This window comes from Candidatus Symbiopectobacterium endolongispinus, assembly GCF_018777385.1.
Classification (GTDB): Bacteria; Pseudomonadota; Gammaproteobacteria; order Enterobacterales; family Enterobacteriaceae; genus Symbiopectobacterium; species Symbiopectobacterium endolongispinus.
Window position 1 is genome coordinate 925,659 of sequence record NZ_JAFJYB010000001.1, and the last position, 16,326, is coordinate 941,984.

18 protein-coding genes and 3 pseudogenes are annotated in these 16,326 nt (G+C 45.9%); 7 read left to right on the top strand and 14 right to left on the bottom strand.

Going from position 1 to position 16,326, the window contains the following annotated elements:
• Positions 1 to 2 precede the first annotated feature (2 nt).
• The 4 genes from JZM30_RS04685 to JZM30_RS04700 are packed head-to-tail and all read right to left on the bottom strand — an operon-like array spanning position 3 to position 2,686.
• A complete protein-coding gene (locus tag JZM30_RS04685; RefSeq protein ID WP_252317744.1) occupies positions 3 to 1,085 on the bottom strand; it encodes an ABC transporter ATP-binding protein in 1,083 nt (360 codons plus the stop codon).
• Positions 1,082 to 2,086: an ABC transporter permease gene (locus tag JZM30_RS04690; protein ID WP_252317745.1), complete on the bottom strand. Its 1,005-nt coding sequence runs from the start codon at positions 2,084 to 2,086 to the stop codon at positions 1,082 to 1,084. Before JZM30_RS04690 ends, JZM30_RS04685 begins: the two co-directional genes overlap by 4 nt.
• Positions 2,010 to 2,474: an ABC transporter permease gene (locus JZM30_RS04695; protein ID WP_252317746.1), complete on the bottom strand. Its 465-nt coding sequence runs from the start codon at positions 2,472 to 2,474 to the stop codon at positions 2,010 to 2,012. Before JZM30_RS04695 ends, JZM30_RS04690 begins: the two co-directional genes overlap by 77 nt.
• Positions 2,396 to 2,686 carry a hypothetical protein gene (locus tag JZM30_RS04700; protein WP_252317747.1) on the bottom strand — a complete coding sequence of 97 codons (291 nt, stop codon included), beginning with the start codon at positions 2,684 to 2,686 and terminating at the stop codon, positions 2,396 to 2,398. Before JZM30_RS04700 ends, JZM30_RS04695 begins: the two co-directional genes overlap by 79 nt.
• Before the next feature lie 233 nt (positions 2,687 to 2,919).
• Here JZM30_RS04700 and JZM30_RS04705 point away from each other — a divergent pair, with 233 nt between their 5' ends.
• From JZM30_RS04705 to nrdF, 7 genes and pseudogenes are all read left to right on the top strand, one after another.
• Positions 2,920 to 3,267, top strand: a complete 348-nt coding sequence (locus tag JZM30_RS04705; RefSeq protein WP_252317748.1) for a YacC family pilotin-like protein — start codon at positions 2,920 to 2,922, stop codon at positions 3,265 to 3,267.
• Positions 3,268 to 3,399: 132 nt separating this feature from the next.
• Positions 3,400 to 4,254, top strand: coding sequence for a polyamine aminopropyltransferase (gene speE / locus JZM30_RS04710; RefSeq protein WP_252317749.1), 855 nt, complete (start codon positions 3,400 to 3,402; stop codon positions 4,252 to 4,254).
• A 29-nt stretch (positions 4,255 to 4,283) separates the two neighbouring features.
• Positions 4,284 to 5,077, top strand: a pseudogene (speD, locus tag JZM30_RS04715) (adenosylmethionine decarboxylase).
• A gap of 281 nt (positions 5,078 to 5,358) precedes the next feature.
• Positions 5,359 to 5,595 (top strand): annotated as a pseudogene (gene nrdH, locus JZM30_RS04720) (glutaredoxin-like protein NrdH).
• Positions 5,596 to 5,604: 9 nt separating this feature from the next.
• A complete protein-coding gene (gene nrdI, locus JZM30_RS04725; protein ID WP_252317750.1) occupies positions 5,605 to 6,009 on the top strand; it encodes a class Ib ribonucleoside-diphosphate reductase assembly flavoprotein NrdI in 405 nt (134 codons plus the stop codon).
• Positions 6,009 to 8,150, top strand: coding sequence for a class 1b ribonucleoside-diphosphate reductase subunit alpha (gene nrdE, locus JZM30_RS04730; protein ID WP_438801472.1), 2,142 nt, complete (start codon positions 6,009 to 6,011; stop codon positions 8,148 to 8,150). Before nrdI ends, nrdE begins: the two co-directional genes overlap by 1 nt.
• Before the next feature lie 24 nt (positions 8,151 to 8,174).
• Positions 8,175 to 9,138, top strand: a pseudogene (gene nrdF, locus JZM30_RS04735) (class 1b ribonucleoside-diphosphate reductase subunit beta).
• Positions 9,139 to 9,923: 785 nt separating this feature from the next.
• Here the strand turns inward: nrdF and JZM30_RS04740 are convergent.
• The 10 genes from JZM30_RS04740 to JZM30_RS23840 all read right to left on the bottom strand — a co-directional run bounded on the left by JZM30_RS04740 (position 9,924) and on the right by JZM30_RS23840 (position 16,198).
• Positions 9,924 to 10,439 carry a vWA domain-containing protein gene (locus tag JZM30_RS04740; RefSeq protein WP_252317752.1) on the bottom strand — a complete coding sequence of 172 codons (516 nt, stop codon included), beginning with the start codon at positions 10,437 to 10,439 and terminating at the stop codon, positions 9,924 to 9,926.
• Between the two features lie 23 nt (positions 10,440 to 10,462).
• Positions 10,463 to 10,777 (bottom strand): hypothetical protein, encoded by a 315-nt coding sequence (locus JZM30_RS04745; RefSeq protein ID WP_252317753.1) that lies wholly within the window; start codon positions 10,775 to 10,777, stop codon positions 10,463 to 10,465.
• 115 nt (positions 10,778 to 10,892) lie between these two features.
• Entirely contained in the window at positions 10,893 to 11,702 is an 810-nt protein-coding gene (locus JZM30_RS04750) for a TadE/TadG family type IV pilus assembly protein (protein ID WP_252317754.1), read from the bottom strand.
• A gap of 294 nt (positions 11,703 to 11,996) precedes the next feature.
• Positions 11,997 to 12,233 carry a tight adherence pilus pseudopilin TadF gene (gene tadF, locus JZM30_RS04755; protein WP_291831411.1) on the bottom strand — a complete coding sequence of 79 codons (237 nt, stop codon included), beginning with the start codon at positions 12,231 to 12,233 and terminating at the stop codon, positions 11,997 to 11,999.
• Positions 12,234 to 12,364: 131 nt separating this feature from the next.
• Complete coding sequence (locus tag JZM30_RS04760; RefSeq protein WP_252317756.1) at positions 12,365 to 12,859, bottom strand: TadE family protein; 495 nt, start codon at positions 12,857 to 12,859, stop codon at positions 12,365 to 12,367.
• A gap of 17 nt (positions 12,860 to 12,876) precedes the next feature.
• Positions 12,877 to 13,302: a prepilin peptidase gene (locus JZM30_RS04765; RefSeq protein WP_252317757.1), complete on the bottom strand. Its 426-nt coding sequence runs from the start codon at positions 13,300 to 13,302 to the stop codon at positions 12,877 to 12,879.
• A 211-nt stretch (positions 13,303 to 13,513) separates the two neighbouring features.
• The gene (locus tag JZM30_RS04770) at positions 13,514 to 13,996 is read right to left on the bottom strand and encodes a hypothetical protein (RefSeq protein WP_252317758.1); all 483 of its coding nucleotides are present in this window, start codon (positions 13,994 to 13,996) and stop codon (positions 13,514 to 13,516) included.
• 17 nt (positions 13,997 to 14,013) lie between these two features.
• The gene (locus JZM30_RS04775; RefSeq protein ID WP_252317759.1) at positions 14,014 to 14,499 is read right to left on the bottom strand and encodes a tetratricopeptide repeat protein; all 486 of its coding nucleotides are present in this window, start codon (positions 14,497 to 14,499) and stop codon (positions 14,014 to 14,016) included.
• A gap of 115 nt (positions 14,500 to 14,614) precedes the next feature.
• Positions 14,615 to 15,136 carry a type II secretion system F family protein gene (locus JZM30_RS04780; RefSeq protein ID WP_252317760.1) on the bottom strand — a complete coding sequence of 174 codons (522 nt, stop codon included), beginning with the start codon at positions 15,134 to 15,136 and terminating at the stop codon, positions 14,615 to 14,617.
• 345 nt (positions 15,137 to 15,481) lie between these two features.
• Positions 15,482 to 16,198: a type II secretion system F family protein gene (locus JZM30_RS23840; RefSeq protein ID WP_252317761.1), complete on the bottom strand. Its 717-nt coding sequence runs from the start codon at positions 16,196 to 16,198 to the stop codon at positions 15,482 to 15,484.
• Positions 16,199 to 16,326: the final 128 nt, after the last annotated feature.

Sequence of the window (16,326 nt, forward strand, 5' to 3'; positions counted from 1 at the left end):
CCTCAAGACGCGTTCTCTTCAGCGACGGGTTCAAGCGGTAACGCGGGAAACAAAATGGGCTGATCGGGCCGGATACTGATCCTGACCTGCTGACCAGGCTCAAACCAGTTACTGATTTGTACCGTCAGCACGCGTTCCGCCAGCCGAACCCGATACACGTTTGAAGTTCCCAGAAACACGCGATCTTCAATCAGCGCTGTACCATCTGGATCGAGCGCCAGCGCAATTTCTTGCGGCCGCACCAGCCAATCGCACTGGCTGCCAATCGGGAAACCAAGCGGATAGTTGGCATGAAAATCCCCCATCGGGCTTTGCCACTGATGTTCGCTCAGCACGGTAATCGGCAGATAGTTGGTGTTGCCCAGAAAATCAGCCACCGCGCGCTGCACCGGTCGATAATAAAGTTCGTAAGGATTGCTTTGCTGTATCACCTTGCCTTCATGCAATAACACCACATGATCTGACCAGGCAAACGCTTCTTCACGACTGACCGTCGCCAGAATAGCGGCAATCTGACGCTGTTTGAGCAAATCGCGAATTTCCGCAATCAGCCGGTCGCGCTGCTGGCTATCCATGGCGGGGAACGGCGCATCCAGCAGCAACAGACGCGGCTTACACAATAACAATAACGCGCGCCCTAACGCCACGCGCAGTTGCTGCTTGGCAGAGAGGTCGCGAGGATAGCGCGCCGCGCACTCGGTCAATCCCAATAGCGTCAGCATCTCCTGCACCGCATCTTTATGTTCTTGCGTCATAGGCACCGGGCAGGCAAAGGCCAGATTCTCCTGCCCGGTTAAATGCGGGAACAGGGCGTAGTCTTGAAACACCAACCCAACAGGACGCTGATGTGCGGGAACAGATATCATCGGGGTGCTCATGCGCTCACCGACAAGCGCTATCTCCCCTTTTGTCACAGGCAGCAAGCCAGCGATCGCTTGCAACAGCGTGGTCTTGCCGCTGTCGTGGGGGCCCAATACGCAAATCAGTTCCTGCTCGCGCACTGAAAAGGTTACCCAGTCCAGCACGGGCTGCTGCCTGAGATGACAAGATACGCTTTGCACCGCCAAAACCGTTGTGGGCGTCATCGATTATTTCCCTTCCAAAGCCATTGAAACCACAACATCGGCACACCGCCAATCAGCACTAAACACAGCGCTGGCAATGCCCCCCACTGCAACAGGTTATCGGCAGCAAGACGAAAAACATACGTCGGCAACGTTTCCCACCCGAACATGCGGAATAAAAATGCGGCATTTAACTCTTTCATGCCTTCGAAAAACAGAATCACCACGCCCATCATCAACTGTGGTTTCAGTAACGGGAAATAGACGCGCGCTCCGCGTTGCCACAGCGTGAGTCCAGCCATCGCGCTGGCCTGATCGAGAATGCTCGGAATGTTCGCCATACGTATACTGAGTGGCTCCAACACAAAACGGCTAAATTTGGCGCAGTAAACCAGCACCATGATCAACCAGACGCTGGAAAACAGCGGGGGTACAAACGGTATCTCCGCCAGCATAGCCAGAGAACGAAGCCCGTTATCCAGTGCAATTAGCGGAATGGCAATGCCCGTCGCCAGTGCAGCCGCCGGAAACACATAGCCCCACTGCGCCAAGGCGAAAGAAACGCGTCCGGCACGTAACCCCGCCAAACGAATAAACAGCAGAAAAGGAATCATCATCGCGCACAGAATAACGGCAGCCAGCGATGCCATGGTCAGACTGTTCAACAACGCGTCGAGCAGCGTTGCGCTCCAGCCGTCGCGGATATTCGCTAATTGCCAATACAGCAAGCGACCGAGCGGCAAACCGAAAGCCAACAGCGCCAGCCCCCAGCATACCAGCGTGACCAGTCGCGCCATACCGACCGTCAGCACCGGCTTGACGATGTCATCTGCGATCCCCGGAAAGGTATTTTGCCGTTGCTGGCGGGCAAAACGCAGGCCAAGCCAGGTAAGCAGCACAATAAAAGGCAACAGAGAGAGCGTCCAATGGGCGACAGCCTGAGTATCACCTTGCAACACGCCAGCATCGATCAAACGCGTTGTCAGCGTAGGCAGTGCCAGCAAGCGCGGTACCATAATCATTCAAGGTCTCGATGGCCACCAGCATGGCACCCATTCCGATAACCGGGCGCACCAGCGGGAAAGATAAACGCCAGAATACCTGGCGCGGCGTCAGTTTGAGTAGCTGCGCGGCCTGTAACCAGTGCGGAGGTTGGGATTCCAGCGCATGACGCACCGGCAGATAAACATAAGGGTAAAAGGCCAGCGCCAGCAAGACACAAGCGCCCAACAGCGTTCGGCTGTGCGCACTTTCCTCACTGAGCGCAGGAAAATCTAACAGGGCCCACAGCACGCCATGTTGCCCCAGCATATCGGCATAAAAATCGGCTATCAAAAAGGCGGGCATGGCCAGCGGTAAGCACAAGGTCCAGGCAACGTCGCGTTTACCGGGAAAACGGTAATAGGCCATAACCCAGGCAGCCCGATCAGCAGGCTCAGCGTCACTGCACCACAGACCAGAATCGTCGTATGCAGCAGATAAAGCGGCATCCCCTGCTGCCACAGTGCCAGCATGCCGCTAGCATCGGGCCAAAATGCCAGCGCGAAGACGATCCCCACGGGAAGCAAAAATGCCCCGTTAATCACCCAATAACTGATACGCCAGAGACCCGATATCATCACACCAGCAACGGTAAATCCTATTGACCATCATCTATTAATAACAGAGGCTGCGCACGGAGTCATGTTATCAACACGGAATAAATGGGGCTTAATCCGGCCATTGGTCTCAACCGTACAGATTGGCACATCAGGGAATAACGAGTTTTACTAACGTGAACGCGTAAAATAAACCTTGAACCAACTTACCCCATCTGTGATAACGTCATTTTACGATTGTTGATACAGGTTTAATCATGAAACGCTCTGTGCTGGCACTGCTGCTTATGAGTCTGATGGGATTTTCGTCAGCCAGTAACGCACTGAATGAATTTGAGGCGGAAGATCTCGCTGACTTGACGGCCATTTTCGTCTATCTAAAAAACAACTGTGGCTATCAAGACATTTCCAACGATCATATTCGACGCGTGCTGGTCGCTTTTGCACAGCAAAACCGTTGGAATCTCAATAATTACAGTGAGTTTGATATGACCAGCCTGGGTGAGGATAGCTACCGCGATCTGAGTAACATCCCAATACCGACGCCCAAAAAGTGTCAATCGCTGGCGCAAAACTCGCTCGGTCTGCTCGCGTACGCGAAATAGTGCTGGTGTAGGCGAAATAGTGTTCACGTAACGTTTCCCGCACTGTCTGAAATTTCGCCGTGCAAGCCATCAGCGAGTTAGCTATGATGGCGCGCTCATTTTCACGGCGGTTATTGCAGAGGAAGCCCTGACATGTCCCGAAAAGAGATATGGCATGAAACGTTACATGCCAGCTTCGGCCAATATTTTTCCATTGACCAGGTGCTGTTTCATGAAAAAACCGCCCATCAGGATCTGATTATCTTCGAAAACGCGGCGCTGGGGCGCGTAATGGCACTGGATGGCGTGGTGCAAACCACCGAACGCGACGAGTTTATCTACCATGAAATGTTAAGCCATGTCCCTCTGCTGACACATGGCGCAGCCAAGCGCGTGCTGATTGTCGGCGGCGGCGATGGCGGCATCCTGCGCGAAGTGTGTCGCCATCCGGAAGTAGAACACATCACCATGGTGGAGATTGATGCGGGGGTGGTCAGTTTCTGTCGCCAGTACCTTCCCAACCACAGTGCCGGAGCTTATGACGATCCGCATTTAACGCTGGTGATCGCCGATGGCGTTGATTTTGTCAGCCAAAACCGCTATAGGTTTAATGTGATCATTTATGATTGCACCGATCCCATCGGCCCCGGAGAAAGCCTTTTCAGCTCAGCGTCTTACGATGGCTGTGCGCATAGCCTGAATCCTGGCGGCCTGTTTGTCGCACAAAATGGCGTCTGTTTCCTGCAACAGGATGAAGCCATCAACAGCCACCGCTTACTCAACCGCTCTTTTTCGGATGTCACCTTCTATCAGGCGGCAATCCCCACCTATTACGGTGGCATCATGACCTTTGCCTGGGCCAGCAACGATCCGACATTGCGCCTGGTAGCACAGGACACGCTTGCGGCACATTATCACGCTTCAGGCATCACCTGCCGTTATTACAATCCGGCTGTCCACACGGGTAGCTTTTCGCTGCCACAATATCTACTGAATGCATTAGCCTGACGCTTACAGCCATAAGGGGGTGACGAAAATTGTACAAGCTGAAACTGCACGGCTTTAACAACCTGACCAAAAGCCTGAGTTTTTGTATCTACGATATCTGCTATGCCAAAACCGCTGACGATCGCGACGGCTATATCGCCTATATTGACGAACAGTACAACGCCAATTGTTTGACAGAGATCCTCACGGAAACCTGTACGATCATTGGTGCCAATATTTTGAACATCGCGCGGCAAGACTACGATCCTCAGGGCGCCAGCGTGACTATTCTGGTCAGCGAAGAGCCGATGGATCCGCGCGATGTCGATAACTCAGAACTTCCCGGACCACTGCCCCATTCCGTGGTTGCGCATCTGGACAAGAGCCATATTTGTGTACAAACCTACCCGGAAAGCCATCCCGAGGGCGGCCTGTGCACCTTTCGCGCCGATATTGAAGTGTCAACCTGCGGCGTGATTTCCCCGCTAAAAGCACTGAATTACCTTATTCACCAGTTGGAATCCGATATTGTCACCATTGACTATCGCGTGCGCGGTTTCACGCGTGATATCAACGGGTAAAACATTTCATCGACCATCAAATCAATTCCATTCAGAACTTTATGTCGGAAGATATGAAGTCGCTGTATCACCTGATGGACGTGAATGTGTATCAGGAGAATATGTTTCACACCAAAATGCTGCTCAAGGATTTCGATCTGCGGCACTATCTGTTCAACGCCGCGCCGGAAAATCTGGAATCGGTGGAGCGCAAAAGGATCACCGATCTGCCCTATCATGAAATGCGAGAGATCTACTACGGTAGGAATCTTCCGGTTTTGTAGATGACGTACCTGCGGACCCACAGCGGCCCGTTTTTTTTATTCTCAACCACGCCCCCGTTTCCCCCTTGGTAGCACTGTCTTCTTCCGCCATTCCGATCTCCGCCTCAATGAGTCCACACTAAGTACCATATATTGTATGGTTGAAATTAAAAACATCTACATCTAGTATTTAAACACGCCACGGTTATCGATGAGGCGCGTTTCGCAGAAAGGCGGTAGCGGAATGGTGTCACAAGGCCGCTTTACCATACTGACTTTAACTCAAAAGGTAAATACGAATCATGAGCATTACTATTTTCACTAAACCGCACTGTGTTCAGTGCAATGCGACGTGCCGTGCTTTGGATAAACAAGGTATCGCCTATCAGCTTATCGACCTGACAGAAGATGAGTAGGCATTACAGCGGGTAAGGGCATTGGGCTATCAACAGGTACCGGTCGTTATGGCAGAGGACGACCACTGGAGCGGTTTTCGCCCGGATAAACTCGGCGCATTGCGCTCAGCGCAGTTGCAGTAAGGGAGCGCAATGAATCCACTGGTCTATTTTTCCAGCCAATCGGAAAACACACATCGGTTTATCGCTCGTGTGGGTCTGCCCGCCCTGCGCATTCCGATAGCAGAAGACCAGCCGGTACTCAACGTGGCGCAACCGTTCATTCTGGTTGTGCCCAGCAACGGCGGAGGAAGCAGCAAAGGTGCCGTGCCGCACCAGGTCATTCGCTTCCTCAACGACGCCAACAACCGGGCCGGTCTGCGCGGCGTGATTGCAGCAGGCAATATGAACTTCGGCACCGCGTATTGTCTGGCTGGCGACATTATCGCGCAGAAATGCAAAGTGCCGTACTTGTATCGTTTTGAACTGCTCGGCACACCGGAAGATGTCATCAATGTGCGCAAAGGAGTAACCAAATTTTGGCAACAACATCCGTAATCAATACACCCGCGCAGGGAAAAAGCGACAACGCGCTTGATTACCATGCGCTCAATGCCATGCTGAATCTCTATGACGCTGACTGGCACATTCAGTTTGAAAAAGACCGGCTGGCGGCACGACGCTATTTCCTTCAGCACGTAAACCAGAATACGTTGTTCTTCCACAATCTGGAGGAGAAACTGCGCTATCTGGTAGAAGAAGGTTACTATGAAGCTGAGGTATTGGAGCAGTATCAATTCAGCTTTATCAAGAGCCTGTTTCAGCAGGCCTGTGCGCACAAATTCCGTTTCCAAACCTTCCTTGGCGCGTTCAAATATTACACCAGCTATACGCTGAAAACCTTTGATGGCAAACGCTATCTGGAACGCTATGAGGACCGTGTCTGTCTGGTTGCTTTGGCGTTGGCCAAGGGCAATACCCAACTTGCCAGCACACTGGTCGATGAGATCATCAGCGGCCGCTTTCAACCCGCGACGCCAACCTTTCTCAACTGCGGTAAAAAACAGCGCGGTGAGTTGGTCTCCTGTTTTCTGTTGCGTATTGAAGACAACATGGAATCTATCGGGCGCGCCATCAACTCAGCGTTGCAACTCTCCAAGCGTGGCGGCGGCTTTGCCTTTACCTTGACCAACATCCGTGAAACTGGCGCACCGATCAAACGTATTGAAAACCAGTCTTCCGGTATCATCCCCATCATGAAGATGCTGGAAGATGCTTTTTCCTATGCCAACCAGTTGGGCGAACGGCAAGGCGCTGGTGCTGTCTACCTCAATGCGCACCATCCCGACATTTTGCGTTTTCTCTATACCAAGCGTGAAAACGCCGATGAGAAAATCCGGATTAAAACGCTCTCTCTTGGCGTCGTGATCCCGGATATCACCTTCCAATTGGCGAAAACCAACCAGGTGATGTACCTGTTCTCTCCCTACGATGTGGAACAGGTGTATGGCCTGCCCTTCTCGGAAATCAGCGTGAGCGAGAAGTACCATGAGATGGTAAACAATAAACGCATCCGCAAATCACAGATCAAGGCGCGCGAGTTCTTCCAGATTCTGGCCGAAATACAGTTTGAGTCTGGCTACCCCTACATGATGTTTGAAGATACGGTGAATCGCGCCAACCCGATTCATGGCCGAATCACTATGAGTAACCTGTGCTCGGAGATCCTTCAGGTCAACGAAGCCAGCCTTTACGATGACGACTTAGGCTATCGCCACATCGGAAAAGATATATCGTGTAATCTGGGATCGTTGAACATCGCCAAAACCATGGATTCACCTGATTTCGGCAATACGGTGGAAACCGCAATTCGCGCATTGACAGCGGTCTCTGACATGAGCCACATCGCTTCTGTGCCTTCCATCGCCAAAGGCAATGATGACTCCCATGCCATTGGCCTCGGACAAATGAACCTACACGGTTATCTGGCTCGGGAACGGATTTTTTATGGCTCACCGGAAGGCATCGATTTTACCAACATCTACTTCTACACCGTGGCATATCACGCACTGCGCGCCTCTAACCAACTGGCGATTGAGCGTGGGCGCACCTTTGCTGGGTTTGCACAATCGACCTATGCGTCCGGCGACTATTTTGCCAAATACATCGAACGCACCTGGCAGCCGGAAACGGGACGCGTGCGTGAAATGTTCGAGGCGGCGCAGATTGTTATTCCTTCACAGCAAGCATGGACCGAGTTACGCGATTCCGTGATGGCGCACGGGCTGTATAACCAAAACTTACAAGCGGTGCCGCCAACCGGATCGATCCCTTACATAAACCATGTAACTTCCAGCATTCACCCCATCGTGTCACGTATCGAGATCCGCAAAGAAGGCAAGATTGGGCGCGTTTACTACCCTGCCCCCTACATGACTAATGCCAACCTGGATTACTACCAGGATGCTTACGAGATAGGTCCGGAAAAAATCATCGACACCTATGCTGCCGCCACCCAGCACGTCGATCAAGGGCTGTCGTTAACCCTGTTTTTCCGCGATACCGCCACCACACGGGATATCAATAAGGCACAGATTTATGCCTGGAAAAAAGGCATTAAAACCATTTATTACGTGCGCATACGCCAGATGGCGCTGGAAGGCGCCGAAGTGCAAGGCTGTGTCTCCTGTGCGCTCTGATAGGTTTCTCGAAGGAATTTAACGATGACTCTGCTCACACGTGTAAAAGCGATCAACTGGAACAAAATCGAAGACGACAAGGATTTGGAAGTGTGGAATCGTCTGACCAGTAACTTCTGGCTGCCGGAGAAAGTGCCGCTGTCGAACGACATTCCCTCCTGGAGCACGTTACCCCCCCCAAGAGCGCCAGTTAACCATCCGCGTTTTTACTGGCCTTACACTGCTGGACACCATACAAAACACCGTGGGTGCCCCTACCTTGATGCCAGACGCCGTCACGCCGCATGAAGAAGCAGTACTGTCAAACATCAGCTTTATGGAAGCGGTACACGCCCGTTCATACAGTTCGATTTTTTCGACGCTCTGTCTCACCAGCGAAGTAGATGATGCCTATCGCTGGAGTGAAGAAAACGCCACGTTGCAAAAAAAAGCCACACTGATTCTTGAACAATACCGCAGCAGCGATCCCCTGATGAAAAAGGTCGCCAGCGTATTTCTCGAATCTTTTCTGTTCTATTCCGGCTTTTATCTGCCGATGTACTGGTCCAGCCGCGCTAAGCTGACCAACACCGCCGATCTGATTCGCCTGATTATCCGTGATGAAGCCGTGCACGAGTATTATATTGGCTATAAATTCCAGCAGGGTCTCGCCAACGTTGACGCTGTGCGGCAACAACAGATAAAGGACTACGCCTTCGATTTAATGCAGGATCTCTATGACAATGAAATTCTCTACACCGAAGCGCTGTACGACGGTGTGGGCTGGACGGAAGATGTGAAAAAGTTTCTGCATTACAACGCCAATAAAGCATTGATGAACCTTGGTTATGAAGCGTTGTTCCCTGCCAACATGACCGATGTCAATCCGGCAATCCTTTCCGCATTGTCACCCAACGCGGACGAAAATCACGATTTCTTCTCCGGTTCAGGCTCTTCATACGTCATCGGTAAGGCGGTTAATACCGAAGATGATGACTGGGATTTCTAAGCGACAGAACGCGGCCTGGGGAGCGCCGCTCCCCAGGCTCCCCATCCCTTCAGACGATGCAACAGACTCAGCGCAGAAAAAAATAGCCGTGGGGAATTGAGGGCGTAGCCAACAGTTTACGCGGTACAGGCGCTCTGACCCGGTTGCGGTTACTGCCCATTGAAAAATTGTTCAAAGAAAAAATCCCCAGATGCGTTATCCGCCACAGCAAATAAAGAGAGTATTCGCTGCGAATATCCATCTTTCGCTTTAAACGACTAATAACGGAGTAGGCTATATTCTTAAGCCCAGCAGGAATATGACCATGTGTTATCTCCTCCCAATACTGTAACAGTTGTCGCTCGTGTGAATTAAACCTGACATAGGCGAATTTCTCTTTGTCTAAACACCCCAGCCATGAATGGCTTAGCATAAATAAATCACGATTAGCAATATCTGAAGACACCACGATACAATAAGGACTCAGTACCAAATGTCGCTTCAAGCGTCGTAGTTTGATCATATCGGAAAAAATACGATAAACAATTATATCGCTGTTATTGGCGTGTAATAATCGATTAGTTCTCTCCATTTAATGAAAGGTTTGATTACCAATGACCAGCGCATTACGGTATTCTCCCCTACTCGTTAGCTTTTTCTCGTTGTAGTGATCGAACACATCCACATCAGGATTGCCGTCGAACTTTTTATAAAAAAGATCGCTCAACCCTATATAACGATAATAGAGTGTATCTGCAATTACTATTGTTCTCATATCCCTCCCAAATACGGACTAAGCCTATCAATTAAAAACCACTTTTATCGATAAAGTTTATTTTTTCTTTTTTAGATATTTTTGCCAGTATATTAACCAGACTTAGATAATCACTCACAACAAAAGCATTATCGTCTCCAACACAGAATTCCCGCCAAAACTTAACATTGTCACCATCAATCCCGTTCTTAGCTAAGGAAATAAAAAATATATCCACCCCCACTGTCTTATGAATTTTGTTGTGATTTAATAAACCTTCTTTTATTCGTTTGCAAATATGGTATTCCTTATGAAGAGCTGTAGCCAACTTTTTCGGTCCACGGCTATCTTCCCCATCAGTAACCATGATAATGACTTTTTTAGGGTTGTTACCCTTAGCAATAACAGGTAGCGATCGTAACAAACCACTTCTACTATCAGTGCCTCCGCCAAGAACCGTCATTTCCTTAAAGTGAGAGATAATGCCAGCATTAGAGGTCAATTCAATTAAATAAGAGTTTGGAGATTCACTGTCTCGCGGCAACCCAGCAAAATCAGTTATCGTCAATACTTGAGACTCAAGTATTGACTTTACCCCCCTCGCACAGAACCAATACACATGTTATAAAACATGCTATCGTGCTCGTGATAAGGAAAGTAGGTATAAGTAGCAACTGACTTATCAGAAAACAAATAGTCATCCTTCAAAGTTTCATCGAAATCAATAGTATCAACATTTAAATGTTGTTTTGCTGATGTGGGTAATTTCTTAGCATTATTATAATGAAGAGTAAATTCTTCAGGATGCGCCCGCAAATTAGCACGAGGATCAGCATCACGACTGTAAGAACCATTTATCTTAGAAATTTCAGCGCACCACTTTTTATCATTAACCATTTGCTCCATGGTGAGTCCCAAAACAGGTGAGATGATTGATTTATAATAAGAGGTGATTACCTCATCCTGTTGGTCGAAACTCTTATTATTCTCATTGAAGTTTTTGTTATACCAAAAGTTAAAATCAATCTTTTATTGCTAACCTTCGCATACTCTTTTTTAAGTTTACCGACAAAAGAACAGCCAATTTCTTTTCCACCAAAAAGGTCATTTTACTCAATTTAACTGGAACACCAATATTAAAAGGAACAATGCCAATGGTGTTTTTCTCATTACCATTAAGAATAGTTTGAGAGAAATCCACTACCACATCTTTCAAAATATCATATTTGATACCGCCTTTAATATCAGGCTCTAACCCATTAATATCCTCGCCCATTGAGCCAGAAACGTCTACAATAAAAACGAAATCCGTAGGGATATTTTTTTGTTCCATAGATTTTCTTACCGTGCCAGCAGAACTATCTGCATGTATATGAATATCATCATTAAATCCAAACTCATTATATTTTTTTAAGATGGGATGTAATGTCGCAATCCCAGATGCATTATAATCAATTGAGGTTAATTTTTCTGAATTATCACGGTTCATACTGACAATAACGTCAAGACCATTATCAGTAAACGTCACATAGGGCAGATAATAATTCAGATAGTGGCTCAGAACCTTTTCATTGGCTTCTTTGTTTCCATGCTTAACAGCACATTCTTTATCCGCGACGTAATCACAGCGATCGTTTATCGCAATGGCTAATACCACCTGATTCATCGCATCTGCCAATCGGGCACGGTTTGACTGGAAATGCGCCCCATCAAGTGCAAAAGAAAAAAACATCAATAATATTGGAAACATAATAGCAAACGGCAATGCCATTGCCCCAGACTCTCTGCGGAATACCAACAGAAAGAAATCAACAGCATATTTTATCTTCATGACGCTCCCTGAAATAATTATCGAACTCCAAAAACTCACCGAGGGATTACCGCATTACTCACAGAGATATTTCCTACAGATGGTCCAATAGCACGTAATATTTTCATTAACAAACTATACTGACTTTGAGTACAGATAGTGACTTGATAAACAGGTAGCCAATGCTCAGTTCGCGTCGACCCAGTATCAGCATGAGAAAAAGGGGAAAGCGGAATATGTTTAGTGAAATCCTTTGCAAACTCTGACTTTGGACAATTACCATCTTTTACATGAACTACAGTAAACGATATGGGCTTACCTTTTATCTTTTTTTTCTGACTTTACATCTTCATCAAAATAGATAGCATCCACATAGAGATTATACTTTTCCCCGATACGAGATTCAGCCAAGAGCATCTTTGCCAGCAAATCTAACTGATTAACATCATCCTGTGTCAAGATCTCTTTCCCATGATAAAGTGCAGTGTGTTCACGCAACACGGTGGTAAGAGAATGATTGACACGCTCCATATAGCCTTTGTTTAAAAATATCGACTGTAATCAACCAATAAAAAAACAGAGCAGTACAATAGAAAAAAGTAGAAAAAAACTCAATCGCTACGCTTCCTTTCTCACTTTTTATCTCAGACAGCAATTTTCCGTTTCTGCAAAGCGAAGACATATTACAATTCTCCTCGCTGAAATTCCTGAACAAAAGCAACCTTTCTCTTCCATTGCTGTTCAACCATCACTGTCGGAAATAGAAAGAAGAGAGGCTGGTAATGAGTATTCACGTGATACAGTGCCCACGGTTTTCCAGTTGCATGAATCGATGAGCAATGTTTGCCATTCTCAATTAACGCAGTGACATCATCACAATAACGCGCAGAGACATGAACCGCTATATTTCCGGTAAATAATGGCCATACACCTAAACGCTTTTTCAAGGCTTTCGTAAAATAAGCGTGATAATCGCTGTCAGGCTGACGAAGCGATGTACGATAGCTGGATTCAGCCAGAATCAAATCCAAGGCAGATGAAATATAAACCACCCGACACAGCTCTGCGAGAAAAAGAAATGCCATAACAAAGGGGATAAAGAGTAAAGAAAACTCAAGCGCAGCACTTACGCTACTAGAACGATACCATGAAATAGAATGATTTGTTTTGTTGTTCAATTCTTTATTCCTTTTACTTACACAGCCCACAACAGCCAATAACCAGAGTAAATAGCAATACCGTAGGGTATAGTGATGACGTCATTTCTTGAGAACAGTCTATAATATAAACACGTAAGCAACGTGAGTGGGATCCCCGCCATTCCCATCAAAAATAAAAAATTACCTATCTCTGTCGTTGAAAGCCCCGTTGATAATGCACATACCAGTTTAACATCGCCAGCACCGATTATGCCGACTATAGATAAAACAAAACCAAGACAAAACAATAGCAACAGCACTGTTAAAGAAAGATCCTCAGGATGATGAAAGGCTAATAAAAGTGAGAGAGAAAAAATGAGCAATGTCGCCGCATTGGTAATTTTCCGACAACGAATATCCGTATAACAGACAAACATCAATATTATACTAATAGCAATTGTCAGCATCCCTTCTACTTTCACTTTACATCATCCCTTAAAAATGCCAGAAGCGTTTATAATCCACTGAATGGTATGGTGTAACGAATCAGCAGACGACCCAGTAATCAACCTAATACAATAAAAACCCGTTTGATGATACAACTCAGAGAATATCCCCAATAAAAATAGCCGTGATATAAATCAAACACTAATCTCTCAGGTGCTGATTTCTCAGTGTCAAGGTGAAATACCTTCAACTTATCCATTTTTTCTTTAATAAGAACTTCACTAAAATGGTATTTTTATCTTTATGTGCAATTGAAATTGACTTTACATTGCCGTCTACTATCAAGTTGTTTCCTATATGCAATATGTCATCACTCGCCGTCACGCCTTGTAATTCATAGACTATCTGGTTCGACGCCCTATCACCAAGTTCTTTAACTGCTATTCTTTCCCGTGACTCCATTGCCATGCGGAAATATTTTTCATGTTGTCCCGCCCGGACCGCAATAATCTCGTTATTATGTTCTTTCGATAACGGTAATGTTGGCGTAGCGCCTTCGTCATCCTGGCCTTTCTTTATCGATACATCTTGCTTAGCCAGCAATTCGCGTTGTTGTAACTGGCGTTGAGAGCGGGGCTTGATTTTTGATAACGATTCAAGCAAGCCATCACGGATATCAACGTTCTTTGCTCGATGCAATACCGCTTCTGCTCCCTCAAAATCCCGCATTTTCACCAGTACAAACACTAAATTATGTAATAGATTTTACCCGTATACCCTCGCGCATACAAGGGGGCCAGATAGCCCCTTGCGGTAGGATAATCCTCTTGCATAATGGCCAGCATCGCGAGGTTATTAATGACTTTATCTTCATCAACAAAATGCGTTCGGGCTTTATCGAACGATACCTTGGCGGCAAGATAATTGCCCTGCTGAGCCAGCAACACGCCTTGCGTGTTTAACGCTTCCCTATTTTCAAAGTTTTTATTCAAAGCCGCCCTAACTCTGTCAAGCGCTTCAGCAATGTGTCCTTGTTCCAGCAAATTCTTGCCTTCAAGTAACAGAATATCTTCATCGGGATTATCGACCAGCAAAGGCGCTAAATAATACCTTGATGATTCATAATCCATCGCAGAGTGATAATGACTTGCCAAAATATACCGTGTTTTTGCATCCTCTTTTCGATTTAGTTTTTCACGATATAACTTAATTAGCCCTTGAAAATCATTCATCTTGGTAAGAATAAACTCCTTCTGCTCCTCGTCAATAGCATTGTGATTTCCGCTTTTGGCTACACATCCTGCGAGAAAAAAACTGAAAGTAATAATAAAATATTAACTAACTTCCCTATAATGCCATCATCCCTATCAAACCTGGTCCGACAATTATTGCCAACAATGGAAACATAATAAAGCCAATCATCGGCATGGTCATTTTGGTAGATAAGCTTGCCACTTTTTCTTCCATATCGAGTAACTGTATATCTCTAATTTCCTTACCTAAAGCGATTAACATTTTATAAATGGATGAGCCAAAATTTATGCTCTGTTGTAATGTAGTACAGAACATTCTCACTTCATTACTGGCTATCTCTTGATAAAGTTGTTCCAACGCGGCATTGATTCCACTAACCTCTGTTTTTAGCATGACACGTTCCAGAATTTTGGCAATATCCTTATTAACATGCTTAGTGTTATCACTAATATATCGCATGGATTTTTCAACCGTCATTCCAGATTGAATACAAACCGCTATCATATCAATAATAAAAGGTAAATCATTTGATATGCTTTTTAACCGTTTTACGATAATACGCTTTTTGACCACGTCAGGTAAAATAATGACGATACACTCAGGATTAAAAAGCAAATGAGTAAAACATTCATTGACACCTGGAGGATACCACTTATGTTCAGTAAAAATAATACTCCACCAAGCGTAACGACGGTTAGCATTTTTAGTATCACATTTTTATCTAATAATGATGCAATCGAAATCAAACGGCTTGATTTTATCAAAATCTTCTCAACATGCGATGCGTGATCCTGGTTTTCAGTATCATTCCGTGAATGTTTATATACATTCAACAACATTAATGCTTTGTTTTTATTCTTGTCTTTTAAAAAATGGATAAGGATTCCACCCAGGTCCAGAACCATCATGAGCAGTGAAAACAGATAAAACATAACTCACCTATAACTTATTCATCATTAACTAAAGGATAAAAATCCCCGAGAAAATGCTACCTACCGCATAATAAAGTATGAATTTACCTATTGGATCATAAAGCAATATGGCAAAACTGTCTGGAGAACTGTATTTTATGAAAAAGAAGAAAAAAATCGGAATGCCCGTTAATATTTTTACAGACATTCTTACTTCAGATGTCATGGCCAATTTTTTTCTATCAATAATTCTTCCATTAGAGATCATGGTTGCTAACCGTGTCATGACGTCTTTGATTTGCCCTCCCCCTTTCATATTCACCAAAACAGTGACAATAAAAAAATAATACTCCCTATAAGGTAAACGTCGATACGACTCCATCAAAACACTTTCAATATCCTCACCAATTTCAAGACGCTGAGATATTTTTCTAAACTCTTCTCCAACAACACCTGCAATTTTCTCACCACGCTGTTCAATGCCGAGCATCACTGAATTCACAACACTAATAACGCTGTTAATAATATTCAACGCCTCCGAAAATGTGGTTTCGAATGCTACTCGCGCCGCTTTTTTACTCCGTTGGAAAAGTACATACAATGTCAACAACATAAGCGGCGATACAATAAGTAAATCAATATGTAAATACTCCTGGCTACTATAAATACTTACCCCTTGAACAGTGAAGACAACCAAACCATTTTTTAACGCCAGGTCATACTCTTTACCTAGCAAATACCGAGAAATATAACTGAAAAGTGCCACCAAACATTGCCATAATGCATGCTGCTTAAGTCGGTAGGTTAACTTGTTGGTTCTCGGTACAGTAGCAACGTGACGTAAGCGTTGAATATTTTTTTCTTCCGATGCTCTAGCACGAGTTGGATCAAGCC